This is a genomic window from Pantoea sp. SYBGC1 (genome assembly GCF_057197005.1).
On the sequence record NZ_JBXUNM010000009.1, the window covers coordinates 81,628 to 98,308 of the forward strand.

Consider the following 16,681-nt stretch of genomic DNA (forward strand, 5'->3'; position numbering starts at 1 on the left):
CACCCGTCCCGCCGCCCGGCGGGACTTTTTTATCTCCCGTCTCCGCCTCTCAGCAGCACACATTCTTCATTACCCGACGTGAAAAAGAGTAAACTGTAGTCACTATTTTCATCCAAATAAGTTGTGTGAACATGTCTGAATTTAATCTGATCCAGCGCCCGAGAAGGCTGCGTAAAAGCGCTTCCATGCGCGCAATGTTCCAGGAATCTGGCCTTAGCATCAACGATCTGGCGCTGCCGATCTTTGTTGAAGAAGAAGTGGATGACTATGTGCCGATTAACGCTATGCCAGGCGTAATGCGTATTCCGGAAAAACGTCTTGCGTATGAAATTGAGCGTATTGCCAAAGCGGGTATCCGCTCGGTGATGACCTTCGGTATTTCGCATCATACCGACGCCACCGGCAGCGATGCGTGGCAGGAGAATGGTCTGGTCGCGCGTATGGCGCGTATCTGTAAAGATACCGTGCCGGAGATGATCGTGATGTCCGACACCTGCTTCTGTGAATACACCAGCCACGGCCACTGCGGTGTGCTGTGCGATCACGGCGTGGATAATGACCAGACGCTGATCAATCTGGGCAGGCAGGCGGTAGTAGCCGCGCAGGCGGGTGCTGACTTCATCGCCCCTTCAGCGGCAATGGATGGTCAGGTTAAGGCAATTCGTCAGGCGCTGGATGGGGCGGGCTTTACGGATACGGCCATTATGTCCTACTCCACTAAGTTTGCCTCTTCGTTTTACGGTCCGTTCCGTGAGGCCGCTGGCACGGCGCTGAAAGGCGATCGCAAGACCTACCAGATGAACCCGATGAACCGGCGTGAAGCCATCCGCGAATCCCTGCTGGATGAAGCCGAAGGAGCGGATTCACTGATGGTTAAACCTGCCGGCGCCTATCTCGACATTCTGCGCGATATTCGCGAACGCACCACGCTGCCGCTGGCTGCCTATCAGGTGAGCGGTGAATATGCGATGATCAAGTTTGCCGCGCAGGCGGGTGCAATTGACGAGCGTAATGTCGTGCTGGAAAGCCTGGGTGCCATTAAGCGCGCCGGCGCCGACCTGATATTCAGCTACTTTGCGCTGGATCTCGCCGAGCAGAAACTGCTCTGATACGCACTCTTCAGCCTGGCGGTCGCTATCGCCGGGCTGCTGATTTACACAATAATCGTGAGCACGCGAACCGCCTTTTCTGATCGAAAATTAAATAAATAACGCTGCTTTTATTCGGTTATTCCCAGAAATAACGGTAAAGCATTTATATAAAAACAAGACCATTCTTGATATGGAAACACATCAGTTAAAATAAGAAAAATAATTTAGCACACCGCTCTTTTATGCCGTTTAATTAACCTTCATAGTGACGAGTGAAGGGAAAATATCGGCATGAAGCAGAAATATAATCAGCAGGTTATCGCCATAATAAAAGAGTGGATCACTAATAATCTGGAGCAGCGCCTGAGCATCGACGATATTGCACAGAAATCAGGATATTCGAAATGGTATCTGCAGAAATTATTTGCCCGCTATTATAGTGAAACGCTGGCGCGCTATATTCGCCGGAAAAAACTGACACACTGTATTGCCGATCTTAAATACAGCGACACGCCAATTATTCGCCTGGCGCTAAAATATCATTTTGAAAGCCAGCAGTCGCTGACCCGTTCGTTTAAGCAGACGCTGGGCTGCACGCCGCTGCAGTGCCGCAGGCGCAGGTTGAGTCACGAAGCGGAAGCGCATATCCGCAACAGTGACGACCCCTGTGCAATTTGCCGGCGTATGGAGGGTAAACCGGGCTCTCCGGATGAAGACCCGCTGTGATCGGCCGGCGACACGCTTCGCGCCGGCCGCAGAGAAGCGCAATTGCTGTTATGCCACTGGCTTACCCGGCAGCATCACGGCTGACATGATCTGCCGGCAGCGCAGCGCCTCCTGACGTGCCTGCTGCTGCTGCGGCAAGGCCAGATCCTGCCACACCTGCTGCAGATGTGTTGCCAGGCCGGGCTGGAAGCGGATTTTCTGCAGCGCGTAATCAGAGTTACTACCTTCAATAATCTGCTGCATCGCCTGCGGGCTGTTATCGCGCCCGTCATGGGTCAGCGTACAGAATACGGCAATATAATAAGCTTTATCTTCATCATCATAATGTGGCATCAGCCACCATACGGCTGCGCTCAGCAAAATCAGCACCGGCAGCAGAAATTTCATTTTTAACATAGTGTCACAGGATCGGCGGAGTAAAAAACCTGGCGATAATAGCAGATTAGCGGCCCGGCTACCCGCCCGCGTGACCCATCCGCGCCGGTTTCTGCGGATTCTCTTAAAGTTGTTGTTTTGCGGTTTATTGATTGAGCAACTTCCCGCCCTTTGTTAATTTTAAAACTTCATTTCGCGCCGCTCAGGGTGCATTCAGGACGTTGCCACAGGGCCAGTTTTTTTGCCTGCATTAAAACTGCGATAGCTGACGGCCTGCGACAGGAAAAAGCATGAACAAAAATAACGTTAAAACCCATCTGGTCTCGCTGGGTCTGCGGGCAGAGAAGATGCTGACGCGGCGTAAACAGCTGGCCAGCTATAATCCGCGCGATGAGCAGGATATCGATATGTGCAGCCAGCCCGCCACCGGCACGCCGATCCCGCAGCAGATCTGGATGTACTGGGAGAGCGAAACGCTGCCCGCTGAAGTGCAGATTTTTGTGGATAAAATTGTCCGGGAAAACCCGGGTTACCAGATGACGGTGATTAACAATCGCAATCTCGCGCACTATCTGCCGGATCTGCAGTTTACGCATCCCGATATGCGTCCGTCGCACAAAAGCGATGTTATCCGCCTGGAGCTGCTTTACCGCTATGGCGGCATCTGGATGGATGCCACCATTATCCTCAACCGTACGCTGGATGCGCTGCTGGCCGTTAACGCCGACCCGCGTTATGACCTGATTGCGTTTTATCGTGCCGGTTCAACGCACGATATGGCTTATCCGGTAATTGAGTCGTGGTTCCTTGCGGCCCCGGCGAACAATGCCTTTATTGGCCGCTGGCTGCACTATTTCCGCCCGATTGTAACGCTGGGAGCGGAAGCTTTCTTCCGGCAGCTGCTGGCGCAGCCTGACTATGACACCCTGGTGCAGGGCATTACGCCCCCCGATTATCTGGTGGTCTATCTGGCGCAGCAGCAGGCGCTGCGCGAAAGCAATCATTACAATCTTTATCTGCGCAAGTGCGAAGCCAGCGCGCTGCTTTATCAAAGCCTGAGCGAGTGGCGTCCGGTGCGGCTGAGCCGCATGCTGATGGTCGATCGTCTGCCGGAGGTGCTGCCGCCGTTAACCAAACTCACCGGTTTCGACCGCAAATATCTCGCCACCAACCTGAAATATGGTGTGGTCAACCGCGACAGCCTGCTGGGACAGCTGCTGCTGAGCCGCGGGTAATGCTCAGAGCGCCTGGGCGCAGGCCCAGGCGGAACTCCACGCCCACTGGAAATTGTAGCCCCCCAGCCAGCCGGTCACGTCCGCAACCTCACCAATGAAATAGAGGCCCGGCACATCGCGCGCTTCCATGGTTTTTGAAGAGAGCTGGCTGGTATCAACGCCCCCCAGCGTGACCTCTGCGGTGCGATAACCTTCGGTGCCGTTTGGCTGTACCCGCCATTGATGCAGCAACTGCGCCAGCTCAGCCTGCTGTTTGCTGTTGAGCTGCTTCAGGGTGACATCCGGGATCTGGTTCATCGCCTGCAGCACTTCCACCAGCCGCTTCGGCAGGATCTTCGCCAGGCTGTTTTTCAGGCTGAGGTTGGGATGCGCGCTGCGCTGCTCATCAAGGTAATCGGTCAGCGCCAGCGCCGGCAGCAGGTTGACGCTGATAAACTCGCCTGGCTGCCAGTAGCTGGAGATCTGCAGCACTGCCGGACCAGAGAGACCGCGATGGGTAAACAGCATCGCCTCCTTAAACAGCGTGCCATCCTGCGCTTCGATGGTAGCCGGCAGCGCAACGCCCGACAGGGTGCTGAGCTGCTCCAGCAGCGGTTTATGCAGCGTAAACGGCACCAGCCCGGCGCGGGTCGGATAGACGCGCAGACCAAACTGTTCCGCCACTTTGTAACCAAACGGCGACGCGCCCAGTCCCGGCATCGACAGCCCGCCGCTGGCGATCACCAGCTTCTCTGCCCATACCTCTGCGCCATTAAGCTGCAGCCGGTATCCCCCGTCGTCACGCTCCGTACTCAGCACTTCGCTGCGCAGCCGCAGCGTCACCGCACCCGCTTCACACTCTTTCAGCAGCATATCGACAATCTGCTGCGCGGAGTCATCGCAGAACAGCTGACCCAGCGTTTTTTCATGCCATGCGATGCCGTGCCGGCTGACCAGATCGATAAAATCCCACTGGGTGTAACGCGCCAGCGCAGATTTGCAGAAGTGCGGGTTGTGCGACAGGTAGGCCGCCGGCTCGGTATACAGATTGGTAAAGTTGCAGCGGCCGCCGCCTGACATCAGAATCTTACGGCCCGCTTTTTTGCCGTTATCCAGCAGCAGTACGCGGCGCCCGCGCTGTCCCGCCTGCGCTGCACAGAACATCCCGGCAGCACCTGCCCCTATTACGATAACGTCAAACTTTTCCACTGCGATGTCCACCCGATTACGAAAGGCGCTGATTGTAGTGATCTGCGGCTTTTTACGCCACCTTCAAAAAAATGCCGTAAATATGTCATAATGTAACTGTTTCATTTTTCGGCTCTTTTACCTTGTTTTGTCCTCTGAGTTACCAATTTAAGACAAAAAAAGGCTATATTTCTCTTTCCCATACAGTGCGTTGTCGCAGATAATGCGCCGCGTTCATGTCCTCCAAAATGGCGTAACGTTTATGCTACATCTGTTTGCTGGTCTTGACCTGAGTACCGGCCTGTTATTGGTTCTTGCCCTGCTGTTTGTATTGTTTTATGAGGCAATCAACGGCTTCCACGATACCGCCAACGCGGTCGCTACCGTTATCTACACCCGTGCGATGCGGGCGCAGCTGGCAGTGGTGATGGCAGGTGTGTTCAACTTTTTTGGCGTGCTGCTCGGCGGTCTGAGCGTGGCCTACGCCATCGTACATATGCTTCCTACCGACCTGCTCCTGAATGTCGGTTCGGCGCACGGCCTCGCCATGGTCTTTTCCATGCTGCTGGCTGCCATTATCTGGAACCTCGGCACCTGGTATCTGGGCCTGCCGGCCTCCAGCTCCCATACGCTGATTGGCGCCATTATCGGTATTGGTCTCACCAATGCGCTGATGACCGGCACCTCTGTAGTGGATGCGCTCAATCTGCCAAAAGTGATCAATATCTTCCTGTCGCTGATCCTGTCACCGATTATCGGATTGATCATCGCCGGCGGCCTGATTTTCCTGCTGCGCCGCTACTGGAGCAGTACGAAGAAACGCGCGCGTATTCATATGACTCCCGCTGACCGTGAAAAGATCGATGGCAAGAAAAAGCCGCCGTTCTGGACGCGCATCGCGCTGATTGTTTCGGCCATCGGTGTCAGCTATTCACACGGCGCTAACGACGGGCAGAAAGGCATTGGTCTGATCATGCTGGTGCTGATTGGCGTGGCTCCGGCGGGTTTTGTCGTGAATATGAACGCTTCCGGTTATGACATCACCCGCACGCGCGATGCCGTTAACCATCTGGAGCAGTATTACCGCCAGCATGGCGATTCGCTGACGCACATTGTGCAGATGGCACCGCCTGCGCTGCCGACGCCGGAAGAAGTGCCGAGCGGCCCGCAGGAGTTTCACTGTGACAGCGCCCGTGCGCTGCAGGCTATCGGCCGGGCTCAGGGCCTGCTGAACAATCTGCAGAGCTACGATCAGCTCTCTGTCGATCAGCGCAGCCAGATGCGTCGTCTGCTGCTGTGCATCTCTGACACTGCGGATAAGGCGGCCAAGCTGCCGGAAACCAGTGCGGACGACAAGCGCTTCCTCAGTAAGCTGAAGGGCGATCTGCTTGGCACCATTGAGTATGCCCCGGTCTGGATTATCGTGGCCGTAGCGCTGGCGCTGGGTATCGGCACCATGATTGGCTGGCGTCGTGTGGCGACCACCATCGGTGAAAAAATCGGTAAGAAAGGCATGACCTATGCGCAGGGTATGTCAGCGCAGGTGACCGCCGCCGTATCGATTGGCGTGGCAAGCTATACCGGTATGCCGGTTTCAACCACGCATATCCTCTCCTCCTCTGTGGCCGGCACCATGCTGGTTGACGGCGGCGGACTGCAGAGTCGCACCATCAAAAATATCGCCATGGCGTGGATCTTCACGCTGCCGGTCTGTATTTTGCTCTCAGGCGGACTCTACTGGATTGCGTTGCATCTGATCTGATACCGCACTATTCCGGCAAAAGGGCGACAGCAGTGTCGCCCTTTTTTATTGCCTGCGCGTGGTATGACCGTGTTGTTTCACTGCCAGATTGCCATCGCCACCAGGCTCACCACGACCAGAAAACAGAGCCCGCTGGTCAGTACAAACTGACTGCGCACCCGCTCACAGCGGCGAATAAACTCATCGTCATGATGGTCGAGATAGCGCTTTAGCCAGATATAGCGCACCAGCCGCACCTGCTTACCCGGCTGGCCGTGAGAGGTAAAAAAGCCGGCACCGTCAACATACTGGTACAACAGCGGATCGCAGCCGCGCAATACGTAGAGCAGCGCACGCAGGGATGAGAAGTAGCGCGCCATATTCACCAGACAAACCACACAAAGAGCCCAAAAAAGCGCGATAGTGCTGATCATATTTCCCCCTTCTGGCTGGTACCGCAATGACGTGATATGCAGCGGGGAAGTGCTGCAGACGTCCTGTGGAAAATAAGCCAGCCATCGATAAGCAGATTGGCATTGTTGTTTTACAGGTCTGCGCCTCGCCACCAGAGAAAAGTGGCACGCAATTTCAGTGTAGAATATCTGCTCAAATTTTTTCCAGCGGCGCGCTTCGTCAATATATGCATAACCCGCTGCTCTGCGGATCGTTATCACGCTCAGGCGCAGCGGTGCAGCATTTGCCGGTGACACTGGCTATACTCAGCAGATAACAACAGATCCTGCAGTTTCATTGAGTCACCGGCGCTTCATCGCCGCTTCGCGCTAAGGAAAACGCCCGCCGTGGTTTGCGGGAGGGTAGCCCCCCAGAATATTGAGAAAGGAGTTTTATCATGGCCTATAAACATATCCTGATTGCAGTCGATCTCTCTCCGGAAAGCCAGCTGCTGGTGGATAAAGCAGTCTCGCTGGCGCGCCCTTATGATGCCAAAATCTCGCTGATCCACGTTGACGTTAACTATTCCGATCTCTATACCGGCCTGATTGACGTAAATCTCGGCGATATGCAGAAGCGCATTTCCGAGGAGACGCACAGCGCCCTGAAAGCCCTCTCCGTCAGCGCAGGCTATCCGGTTGGCGAAACGCTGAGCGGCAGCGGCGATCTGGGCCAGGTGCTGGTGGATGCTATCCGGAAATATGATGTGGATCTGGTGGTCTGCGGACATCACCAGGATTTCTGGAGCAAGCTGATGTCATCCGCGCGTCAGCTGATCAACACCGTGCATATCGATATGCTGATTGTGCCGCTGCGCGACGCAGAAGAAGAATAAAAAAAACAGGCCGGGATAACCGGCCTGTTTTGTGTCTGACGCCCTGCTCTGCCGCTTCAGGTTAGCGGCGGATAGATATCAAAGCGGTGACTTTTGGTTACCACGGCAGACTGTGTTACCACGCCTGCCAGCGGCGGTGCGTAATCAGGACGCTTGACCACGATACGCTTTTTCGCCAGACGCCGGGCCGGCTCCAGCAGCGCATCGGCATCCTCATCTGCTCCCACCAGCGACTGAAATACGCGCATCTCTTTTTTGACCATCGCACTTTTCTGCCGGTGCGGATACATGGGGTCGAGATAGACCACATCCGGCGCGGGCGTGATATCGCTCAGCGCCTGCTGACTCGCCACGTACAGCAGCGTCAGCCGCTCGCGCAGCCAGCCACCGATTTCGCTGTCGGCGTAGCCACGCTGCAGGCCATCCTCAAGCAGCGCGGCGACTACCGGATGACGCTCCAGCATCCGCACCCGGCATCCCAGCGCAGCAAGCACAAACGCATCGCGTCCGAGCCCGGCTGTTGCGTCAACCACATCCGGCAGATAGCCGCCTTTGATGCCCACGGCTTTGGCCACCGCTTCGCCGCGTCCGCCGCCAAATTTACGCCGGTGTGCCATGGCGCCGGAGACAAAATCGACGAAAATACCGCCCAGCTTAGGCTCATCGCGCTTGCGCAGCTCAAGATGCGCAGACGTGAGCACCAGCGCCAGCGGCGCGGTCTCATCCTGCTCCAGACCCCAGCGCGTTGCCAGCTGTGATAAGGCGCCGTTTCCGGCGCCTGTTTCATCCACTAAACCAATTTTCACAAGCCGGTTTATCCCTGGATCCCGTAGCTCTTCAGCATGGCATCCAGCTGCGGCTCGCGGCCGCGGAAGCGTTTGAACAGCTCCATTGGCTCTTCAGCACCGCCGCGCGTCAGGATATTGTCAAGGAAAGCCTGGCCGGTTTCGCGATTGAAAATGCCCTCATCGCTGAGGCGCGCCCACGCATCTGCTGCCAGCACATCAGCCCATAAATAGCTGTAGTAGCCGGCGGCATATCCGCCTGCGAAGATATGGCTGAACGCATGCGGGAAACGTCCCCACTGCGGCGCCTCCACAACGGCAACCTGTTTCTTAACGGCATGCAGGGTGTCCATAACCTTCGGTCCCTGCTCCGGATCAAAACCGGTATGAAGCCGCAGATCGAACAGTCCGAACTCAAGCTGGCGCAGGATAAACATCGCCGCATGGTAATTCTTCGCCTTCAGCATTTTTTCCAGCAGTTCGTCCGGCAGGGATGCACCGGTTTCGTAATGGCCAGAGATGAAATCCAGCGCATCCGGTTCCCAGCACCAGTTTTCCATAAACTGGCTCGGCAGTTCGACCGCATCCCACGGTACGCCGTTGATGCCCGATATTCCCGGGACCTCAACCTGCGTCAGCATATGATGCAGGCCATGGCCAAACTCATGGAACAGCGTGATCACTTCGTCATGCGTAAACAGGGCAGGCTTGCCCGCCAGCGGCTGGCTGAAATTACAGGTCAGATAGGCGATAGGCTTCTGCAGGCTGCCGTCCGATTTGCGCATTTTATCAACGCAATTATCCATCCAGGCCCCACCGCGCTTATGCTCGCGCGCGTAAAGATCCAGATAGAAACTGCCGCGCAGTTCACCGCTTTCATCAAACAGGTCGAAAAAGCGGACATCATGATGGTAGATCTCAACGCCCTTGCGCTCTTTAACGTTGATGCCGTAGATACGTTTTACGACTTCAAACAGGCCTTTTAACACGCGGGCTTCCGGGAAATAGGGACGCAGCTGTTCATCACTGATCGCGAAGAGATGCTGCTTCTGCTTTTCACTAAAATAGGTGATATCCCAGGGCTGCATGTTATCAACCCCGTAGACCTCTTTAGCGAACTCACGCAGCTGCGCCAGCTCCTGCTCAGCCTGCGGACGGGCGCGTTTTGCCAGATCGCCCAGGAAGTCGATGACCTGAGACGGGCTGTCGGCCATTTTGGTTACCAGCGACTTATCCGCGTAGGAGTCGTAGCCAAGCAGCTGGGCCAGCTCGTGGCGCAGCGCCAGCTGCTCTTCCATTATCGGGCCATTGTCCCATTTGCCTGCGTTGGGTCCCTGATCGGAAGCGCGTGTAGCGTACGCGCGGTACATCTCTTCACGCAGGGCGGCGTTGTCGCAATAGGTGATAACCGGCAGATAGCTCGGGATATCCAGCGTCAGCAGCCAGCCTTCCTGCTTACGCAGCTTAGCCTGCGCCTCGGCGGCGGCAAGCGCATCTTCAGGTATGCCCGCCAGCTCCGCTTTATCGGTGACAAGTTTGGTCCAGCCCATGGTCGCATCCAGCACATTGTTGCTGTAGGCTGAGCCCAGCTCTGACAGGCGCGCCATAATTTTGCCATAGCGCCGCTGTTTGTCTCTTTCCAGCCCGATACCTGACAGCTCGAAATCACGCAGGCTGTTATCAATAGCGCGCTGCTGCTCCGGGCTGAGTGCAGCAAAGCCTTCACTTTGCTTCAGGCTGCGATACGCCTTGTAGAGGCCCTCATGCTGTCCAACCCAGGTAGAATATTCAGAAAGCAGCGGCAGCACTTTGTCGAAGGCGTCGCGCAGATCGGGGTTATTTTTTACTGCATTCAGATGGCTGACAGGTGAAAATACGCGACTCAGACGATCGTCTGCTTCTGCAATAGGCTGAACCAGGCTCTCCCAGGTATAAGGCGCTCCCCGCGTTACCGCACGATCTACCGTATCACGGCACTCTTCAAGAACCTGAGTCACGGCAGGCACCACATGCTCGGGTTTAATGGCGGTAAAAGGGGGCAGGGTAAAAGGGGTAAGTAATGGGTTAGTCATAAGCGCGATCCTTTCATCATGGAATTATGGGCGCGAATACTCGCGCTACGCAATTTTACTAAAATGCGGGCGCCGGACATTAAAATCAATGCCGTAAAATGGAATAGAAGTAGGAAAAAACGCTCAAAATTGCATTTCCAGGCGCGATCTGGCAGCAAATCAAGCGTGAGTTTGAATCGTCCCATCACTATTTTGCCGTGCCCTGCCCGCTTTCCCGCGGCTGGCCCGATGCGTACTGCGCTGCCGCAGCCCCAGGGCGAAGGCCGCAAAAGCCCAGCAATTTCTGTACGGTCCGGCTATAATCGCGCCATATCCAATCGTCAACTCCTTTGATCCAACTGCGGACCCCCATCTTTTATGCTGAGTTATCGCCACAGTTTTCACGCCGGCAACCACGCCGACGTGCTGAAACACACCGTTGAAAGCCTGATCCTCACCGCACTCATGGAGAAGGATAAGCCCTTTCTCTATCTGGATACGCACGCGGGTGCCGGACGCTATCAGCTGAGCGGCGCGCACGCCGAGCGTACAGGTGAATATCTGGAAGGCATCGCCCGCATCTGGCAGCAGCCTGACGCGCCAGCGCTGCTGAAACCCTATCTGAACGCGGTGCGTAACCTGAATCCCGGCGGCACCCTGCGCTACTATCCAGGTTCACCGCTGATCGCCCGTTACCTGCTGCGCGAAGAGGATAAGCTGCAGCTGACCGAACTGCATCCCAGCGACTATCCGCTGCTACGCACCGAGTTCAGCAAAGATGCGCGCGCGCGCGTGGAACGCGGCGATGGCTATCAGCAGCTGAAGGCAAAACTGCCACCGCCGGCGCGGCGCGGCCTGATCCTGATCGATCCCCCTTATGAGATGAAAAGCGACTACCAGGATGTGGTGAAAGGGATTCAGGAAGGCTATAAGCGCTTTGCTACCGGTATCTATGCGCTCTGGTATCCGGTGGTGATGCGTCAGCAAATCAAACATATGCTCCGCGATCTGGAAGCTACCGGTATCCGCAATATTCTGCAGATTGAGCTGGCGGTGCGCCCGGACAGCGACCAGCGCGGCATGACCGCCTCCGGCATGATCGTCATTAATCCGCCGTGGAAACTCAAAGCGCAGATGGAAGAGCTGTTGCCGTGGCTGCATAAAACGCTGGTGCCCGCCGGCACCGGGCACTATAGCGTGACGCAGGTAGTACCCGAGTAACCGCCCGGCGCGTTAAATCGCCATAACAGCAAAGTCGTGTGCCAGCTCGGTTGCCGCAAACACCGACTGGCACTCCGCCAGTAGCTTTTCCCGATCCGCAGAGAGATAGCGCGAGCTGAAGTGCGTCGCGATCATGCGCTTAACGCCCGCCTGCTGCGCGACGGCCGCCGCCTGCACCGTCGTTGAGTGACCACGCCCGTTAGCTTTCTCCGCCATTGCTGCCTCAAGCGTGGTTTCATGCACCATGACATCAGCATTGGCCGCCAGCGCCAGCGCGACCTCAGTCGGCGCGGTATCGCCAAATATTGCCAGCACCTTACCTGGCGTCGCGGGCCCCAGATAGTCTGCGCCGTTGATTTCGCGCCCATCCTCCAGCCGGATAACTTTTCCCTGCTTTAGATCCTGATACCAGGGGCCGCGCGGCACGCCCTCTGCTTTCAGCCGCGCGGCATCCAGAAATCCGGGCTTATCATGCTGCTCAATGCGGTAGCCGTAGCACTCTACCACGTGATTCATCGGATAAGCGGTCACCCGGAACTCACCGTTATCCAGCACCAGACCCGCCTCAATCTCCACGATTTCCAGCGGATAAGTGGTCCATGAGCTGCTCAGGCTCAGCGCGTTTTCCACAAACGCCTTCAGCCCCTTCGGTCCGTAGAGCGTCAGCGGATCGAGCATGCCCGCCATCGAGCGGCTGGTAAGCAGGCCCGGCAGACCAAAGATGTGATCGCCATGCAGGTGCGTAATGAAGATCTTCTCCAGTTTGCCGGGGCGAAGCGCCGAGCGCATAAACTGATGCTGCGTCGCCTCTCCGCAGTCAAACAGCCAGGTGTCGCCACGCTTCGAGAGCGTCAGGGCGATCGCGCTGACATTGCGCTGTAAACTGGGCGCGCCCGCGCCGGTGCCTAAAAAAGTCAGATGCATAATAGCCTTACCTGTAAGCGAAACCTGGATTTCACTCTATCATAATCATAGGCGGAACCTTTGCGCCGCTCCGCCAGGTAGCGGTAAACTTTACGCCATATTTTCTCAACAGACGGAAACAACGGATGACCAGACATTTTGACTACCTCGCTATCGGCGGCGGCAGCGGCGGCATCGCCTCCATTAATCGTGCAGCCATGCACGGCCAGACGTGTGCGCTGATCGAAGCGAAAGAGCTGGGTGGCACCTGCGTTAACGTCGGTTGCGTGCCCAAAAAAGTGATGTGGCATGCGGCACAGATCGCCGAAGCCATTCATCTGTATGGACCCGATTACGGCTTTGATACTACGGTGAACCGCTTTGACTGGGCTACGCTGGTCAGGAACCGCAGCGCCTATATCGATCGTATTCACGCCTCCTATGACAATGTGCTGGGCAAAAACAAGGTCGAAGTCATCAAAGGCTTTGCCCGCTTTGTGGATGCGCACACGGTAGAAGTAAATGGTGAAACGATCACCGCCGATCATATTCTGATCGCCACCGGCGGACGCCCGGTTCGCCCTGCTGTGCCGGGAGCAGAATATGGTATCGATTCTGACGGTTTCTTTGAGCTGGAATCTCTGCCGCAGCGCGTGGCCGTAGTGGGTGCAGGCTATATCGCCGTTGAGCTGGCAGGCGTGGTCAACGCGCTGGGCGCGGAAACGCATCTGTTCGTACGTAAACACGCTCCGCTGCGCAGTTTCGATCCGCTCCTGAGCGAAACGCTGGTAGAGGTGATGCAGGCGGAAGGCCCACAGCTGCATACTGAAGCGACGCCTAAAGCCGTAGTTAAAAATGCTGACGGCAGCCTGACGCTGCAGCTGGAAAATGGCAGCGAACAGACGGTGGATTGCCTGGTCTGGGCAGTGGGTCGCGAACCGGAGACCGATAATCTCAATCTTGACGTCACCGGCGTTAAGCTCGATGAGAAAGGTTATATCCGCGTTGATAAATTTCAGAATACCAGCGTCGCAGGCATTTATGCGGTAGGGGATAACACCGGTGCCGTTGAGCTGACGCCGGTGGCGGTAGCGGCAGGCCGTCGTCTCTCTGAGCGTCTGTTTAACAACAAACCGGATGAGCATCTCGACTACAGCAATATTCCGACAGTGGTGTTCAGCCATCCGCCGATTGGCACGGTGGGCCTGACCGAACCGCAGGCGCGCGAGCAGTATGGTGATGACCAGGTGAAAGTCTATAAATCCTCTTTTACCGCCATGTATACCGCGGTCACGCAGCATCGCCAGCCGTGTCGCATGAAGCTGGTCTGCGTCGGCCCGGAAGAGAAGATTGTCGGTATTCACGGCATCGGCAGCGGCATGGATGAGATGCTGCAGGGCTTTGCCGTGGCGCTGAAGATGGGTGCCACGAAAAAAGATTTCGACAACACTGTGGCGATTCACCCCACCGCAGCGGAAGAGTTTGTGACGATGCGTTAACAAAAAGGCGCCCGGACGGGCGCCTTTTTTGATCGCCGTAGCGGGTTACCAGGAGAGGGTAATTTTGCCAAAGTGGCTGGCGCCCTGCTGATGGCGGAACGCCGCCGGCAAATCGCCAAGCGCCGTAAAATGCTCACCAATTACCGGCCGGACCGCAATCTGCTCCAGCGCACGCACAAACTCCTGCTGCTGCCGGCGGTGGCCTACAATCAGCCCCTGGATCCGCGCCTGCTTCGCCATTAACAGCGAAGTCGGGATCACACCTTCATGGCCGGTCAGCACGCCAATCAGCGCGATATGTCCGCCGATGCGCACCGCTTTGATCGACTCTGCCATAGTGCCCGGCCCGCCCAGCTCAATCACCACGTCCGCACCGATTCCCTCCGTTAGCTGCTGTACTTCGCTGCCCCATCCGGGCGTGGTGCGGTAGTTAATACCGGCATCGGCGCCCAGCTCGCGCGCGCGCGCCAGCTTCTCATCAGAGGAGGAGGTGACAATCACCCGCGCGCCCATCGCTTTAGCGATCTGCAGTGCGGTAATGGAGACACCGCCGGTGCCGAGCGTAACGATGGTATCGCCCGCCTTGATCTGCGCATCGCCCACCAGCGCCCGCCACGCCGTCAGCCCGGAGGTGGTGATAGTGGCCGCTTCAGCATGGCTCCAGCCGCGCGGTGCCAGGGTAAAGTGATGCGCCGGGCGCACCACGGTTTCCGCGGCAAAGCCCTGCGCGCCATCCCCCGGCGTGCGGGTAAAGTCGCCCACGCGGGCGTAAGGCAGGCCATCCTGCCACTGCGGAAAAAAGCAGGACACCACGTGGTCGCCGGGGCGGAATTCGCTGACGCGGCTGCCCACCTCTTCCACGACGCCGGCGCCGTCCGCCATCATAATGCGCCCCGCTTCGGTCGGGATCGATCCGTCGGCGACCAGCAGATCGTGATAATTAAGTGAGGTGGCGTGGATACGGACGCGGATCTCGTCAGCGGCGGGCTTGCCGGGGTCGGGAAGATCCACCAGCTGCAGATTATCCAGCCCGCCGGGCTGGTTAAGAATCATCGCTTTCATTCGCTTTTCTCCTGTCAGAACACAATAACGCGTTATCGGTTACTGAGTGTGGCAGTGCAGCAGCATTCCCGCCTGGTAAGGTGTGCGGCGGGTGCGCCGCAGCGATCAGCTTAGTTTGTCGAGCCAGCGCACATACGCCTGGTCCCAGAGCGCAGCAGGCGTGCCCGCTTTACCCAGGCCAAATCCGTGCCCGCCGCTGCTGAGTTCAATCAGCTCAACCGGTACGCGCATGCGCCGGCAGACGTCGCGCATCAGTTCCGTGTTGTAAGGATTAGAGGTGCGATCGTCCTCCGCCTGGGCGAGAAACGTCGGCGGATAGGCGCGGGTCACATAGTTTTGCACGGACCAGTTCGCCGCCTGGGTCGCGGTGGCGTGTGCTCCCACCATCATCAGGCGGGTCTGCGTATGCTGAAACGGCGCTTCCAGCGTAATCACCGGATAGATAAGCCCCACGCTGCTGGCCGAAGGCACGATCTCATCCAGCGCGTCCTGCTGCGGATAAGTGCGAAAGTCAGGTCGTGCGGCGGCCATGCCCAGCAGGTGGCCGCCGGCCGAAAAGCCGAGCAGGTGCACTTTCGACTCCATCGCGCGCACCATGCGAATGGCGCGCTGTGCATCCTGCAGCGGTGCCAGGTTGCCCGCCTGCCACTTTTCACCGGGCAGGCGATAGCTCAGCACATAGGCGGTATAGCCATTGGCATTCAGCCAGCGCGCCACCGGCCACGCCTCCCGGCCCATGCCGATAAAGCGATAGCCACCGCCCGCGGCAATCAGTACCGCCTCGCCGTTGGGGTTTTCCGGACGAAAGCGCTGGATAGCGGGTGAAACGATATTGGTCCATGAGCCTTTGGTATTGACCCTTAACAGGCCCGACGGACCACCCCCACCCGGCGGCTCATCCGGCCAGAGCGGAATGATGTCGTCACGGGCAAACAGCTTGCCGGTGGTCATCGCGAGAACGGTTGCCCCGCTCGCCTGTAAAAAACGACGACGTGTCATCATGTTGCGTGCCAGCCACTCTCAGGAAACACCCGGCCACGGGTCAGATTATTGGTGTGACGAAAGTCTGATTTCTATCCGGCGATAATGTACGCATTCCGCACCAAAAAGCCATAAAAAAACGCGCCATAAAAGGCGCGTAAAACGTGATGGCTGCCGCTGCGGCGGCATACACAGCAAAGCGGCGGCTTAATCCTGCTGCTGAAACTGCGTCATGACGGTCTGCTCGCACTGCTGCTGATCGTGACGCAGCTTACCGCGCTCCTCTTCACCGAGTTCCAGCCAGCCATTAATCACTTCCTGCGCGATCTCTTCATCAAATTCAGTCTTGTTCATCGCAGAAGGTGACTGACTGGCGGCCATTTGCGCTTTCAGCTTCGCGGTATAGCTCTCCATGTCACCGGTTTTCTGTTCACTGCTGACCAGATGGCAGAGCTGGCCGGCGTAAATATTTTCCTGCGCATCCGCATCTGCCGCCAGCGCGCTGGCAGAAAGGGTTAAGCCCGTCAGGGCAATCAATAAGCGTTTCATAAAGGCT

General features: G+C 57.1%; 16 protein-coding genes. 7 read left to right on the forward strand and 9 right to left on the reverse strand.

What is annotated here, in order from left to right:
• The first annotated feature begins 131 nt into the window (after positions 1–131).
• A complete protein-coding gene (gene hemB, locus AC2CF9_RS14655) occupies positions 132–1,109 on the forward strand; it encodes a porphobilinogen synthase (protein ID WP_150018449.1) in 978 nt (325 codons plus the stop codon).
• Positions 1,110–1,382: 273 nt separating this feature from the next.
• The gene (locus AC2CF9_RS14660) at positions 1,383–1,817 is read left to right on the forward strand and encodes a helix-turn-helix domain-containing protein (protein WP_150018448.1); all 435 of its coding nucleotides are present in this window, start codon (positions 1,383–1,385) and stop codon (positions 1,815–1,817) included.
• A gap of 48 nt (positions 1,818–1,865) precedes the next feature.
• Here the strand turns inward: AC2CF9_RS14660 and AC2CF9_RS14665 are convergent, their stop codons facing one another.
• On the reverse strand, positions 1,866–2,213 hold the full coding sequence (locus tag AC2CF9_RS14665; protein ID WP_150018447.1) for a hypothetical protein: 348 nt from the start codon (positions 2,211–2,213) through the stop codon (positions 1,866–1,868).
• 269 nt (positions 2,214–2,482) lie between these two features.
• On the opposite strand from AC2CF9_RS14665, the gene AC2CF9_RS14670 reads away from it, so the two are divergent.
• The gene (locus AC2CF9_RS14670; protein ID WP_484557323.1) at positions 2,483–3,427 is read left to right on the forward strand and encodes a glycosyltransferase family 32 protein; all 945 of its coding nucleotides are present in this window, start codon (positions 2,483–2,485) and stop codon (positions 3,425–3,427) included.
• 3 nt (positions 3,428–3,430) lie between these two features.
• On the opposite strand, the gene AC2CF9_RS14675 is transcribed toward AC2CF9_RS14670, so the two are convergent.
• On the reverse strand, positions 3,431–4,615 hold the full coding sequence (locus tag AC2CF9_RS14675; protein WP_484557324.1) for a BaiN/RdsA family NAD(P)/FAD-dependent oxidoreductase: 1,185 nt from the start codon (positions 4,613–4,615) through the stop codon (positions 3,431–3,433).
• A 241-nt stretch (positions 4,616–4,856) separates the two neighbouring features.
• Between AC2CF9_RS14675 and pitA the strand changes: the two genes are divergently transcribed.
• Positions 4,857–6,356 (forward strand): inorganic phosphate transporter PitA, encoded by a 1,500-nt coding sequence (gene pitA / locus AC2CF9_RS14680; protein ID WP_150018444.1) that lies wholly within the window; start codon positions 4,857–4,859, stop codon positions 6,354–6,356.
• A 77-nt stretch (positions 6,357–6,433) separates the two neighbouring features.
• On the opposite strand, the gene uspB is transcribed toward pitA, so the two are convergent.
• Positions 6,434–6,769, reverse strand: a complete 336-nt coding sequence (gene uspB / locus AC2CF9_RS14685) for a universal stress protein UspB (protein WP_039381017.1) — start codon at positions 6,767–6,769, stop codon at positions 6,434–6,436.
• 416 nt (positions 6,770–7,185) lie between these two features.
• On the opposite strand from uspB, the gene uspA reads away from it, so the two are divergent.
• Entirely contained in the window at positions 7,186–7,623 is a 438-nt protein-coding gene (uspA, locus tag AC2CF9_RS14690) for a universal stress protein UspA (RefSeq protein WP_039381019.1), read from the forward strand.
• 56 nt (positions 7,624–7,679) lie between these two features.
• Here uspA and rsmJ read toward each other — a convergent pair whose 3' ends face one another.
• Together rsmJ and prlC are read right to left on the reverse strand one after the other, a co-directional pair.
• Positions 7,680–8,429, reverse strand: a complete 750-nt coding sequence (gene rsmJ / locus AC2CF9_RS14695) for a 16S rRNA (guanine(1516)-N(2))-methyltransferase RsmJ (protein ID WP_484557325.1) — start codon at positions 8,427–8,429, stop codon at positions 7,680–7,682.
• A gap of 8 nt (positions 8,430–8,437) precedes the next feature.
• A complete protein-coding gene (gene prlC / locus AC2CF9_RS14700; RefSeq protein ID WP_150018442.1) occupies positions 8,438–10,480 on the reverse strand; it encodes an oligopeptidase A in 2,043 nt (680 codons plus the stop codon).
• Between the two features lie 357 nt (positions 10,481–10,837).
• Between prlC and AC2CF9_RS14705 the strand changes: the two genes are divergently transcribed.
• Positions 10,838–11,680, forward strand: coding sequence for a 23S rRNA (adenine(2030)-N(6))-methyltransferase RlmJ (locus tag AC2CF9_RS14705; protein ID WP_150018441.1), 843 nt, complete (start codon positions 10,838–10,840; stop codon positions 11,678–11,680).
• Between the two features lie 12 nt (positions 11,681–11,692).
• Here AC2CF9_RS14705 and rnz read toward each other — a convergent pair whose 3' ends face one another.
• Entirely contained in the window at positions 11,693–12,604 is a 912-nt protein-coding gene (rnz, locus tag AC2CF9_RS14710; RefSeq protein ID WP_484557326.1) for a ribonuclease Z, read from the reverse strand.
• Positions 12,605–12,729: 125 nt separating this feature from the next.
• On the opposite strand from rnz, the gene gorA reads away from it, so the two are divergent.
• Entirely contained in the window at positions 12,730–14,082 is a 1,353-nt protein-coding gene (gene gorA / locus AC2CF9_RS14715; protein ID WP_484557327.1) for a glutathione-disulfide reductase, read from the forward strand.
• A gap of 45 nt (positions 14,083–14,127) precedes the next feature.
• Here gorA and AC2CF9_RS14720 read toward each other — a convergent pair whose 3' ends face one another.
• The 3 genes from AC2CF9_RS14720 to AC2CF9_RS14730 form a co-directional block, all read right to left on the reverse strand.
• On the reverse strand, positions 14,128–15,144 hold the full coding sequence (locus AC2CF9_RS14720) for a zinc-dependent alcohol dehydrogenase family protein (protein WP_150018438.1): 1,017 nt from the start codon (positions 15,142–15,144) through the stop codon (positions 14,128–14,130).
• Between the two features lie 105 nt (positions 15,145–15,249).
• Entirely contained in the window at positions 15,250–16,146 is an 897-nt protein-coding gene (locus tag AC2CF9_RS14725) for an alpha/beta hydrolase (RefSeq protein WP_039381033.1), read from the reverse strand.
• A gap of 186 nt (positions 16,147–16,332) precedes the next feature.
• Positions 16,333–16,674, reverse strand: coding sequence for a hypothetical protein (locus tag AC2CF9_RS14730; RefSeq protein WP_108570170.1), 342 nt, complete (start codon positions 16,672–16,674; stop codon positions 16,333–16,335).
• Positions 16,675–16,681 lie beyond the last annotated feature (7 nt).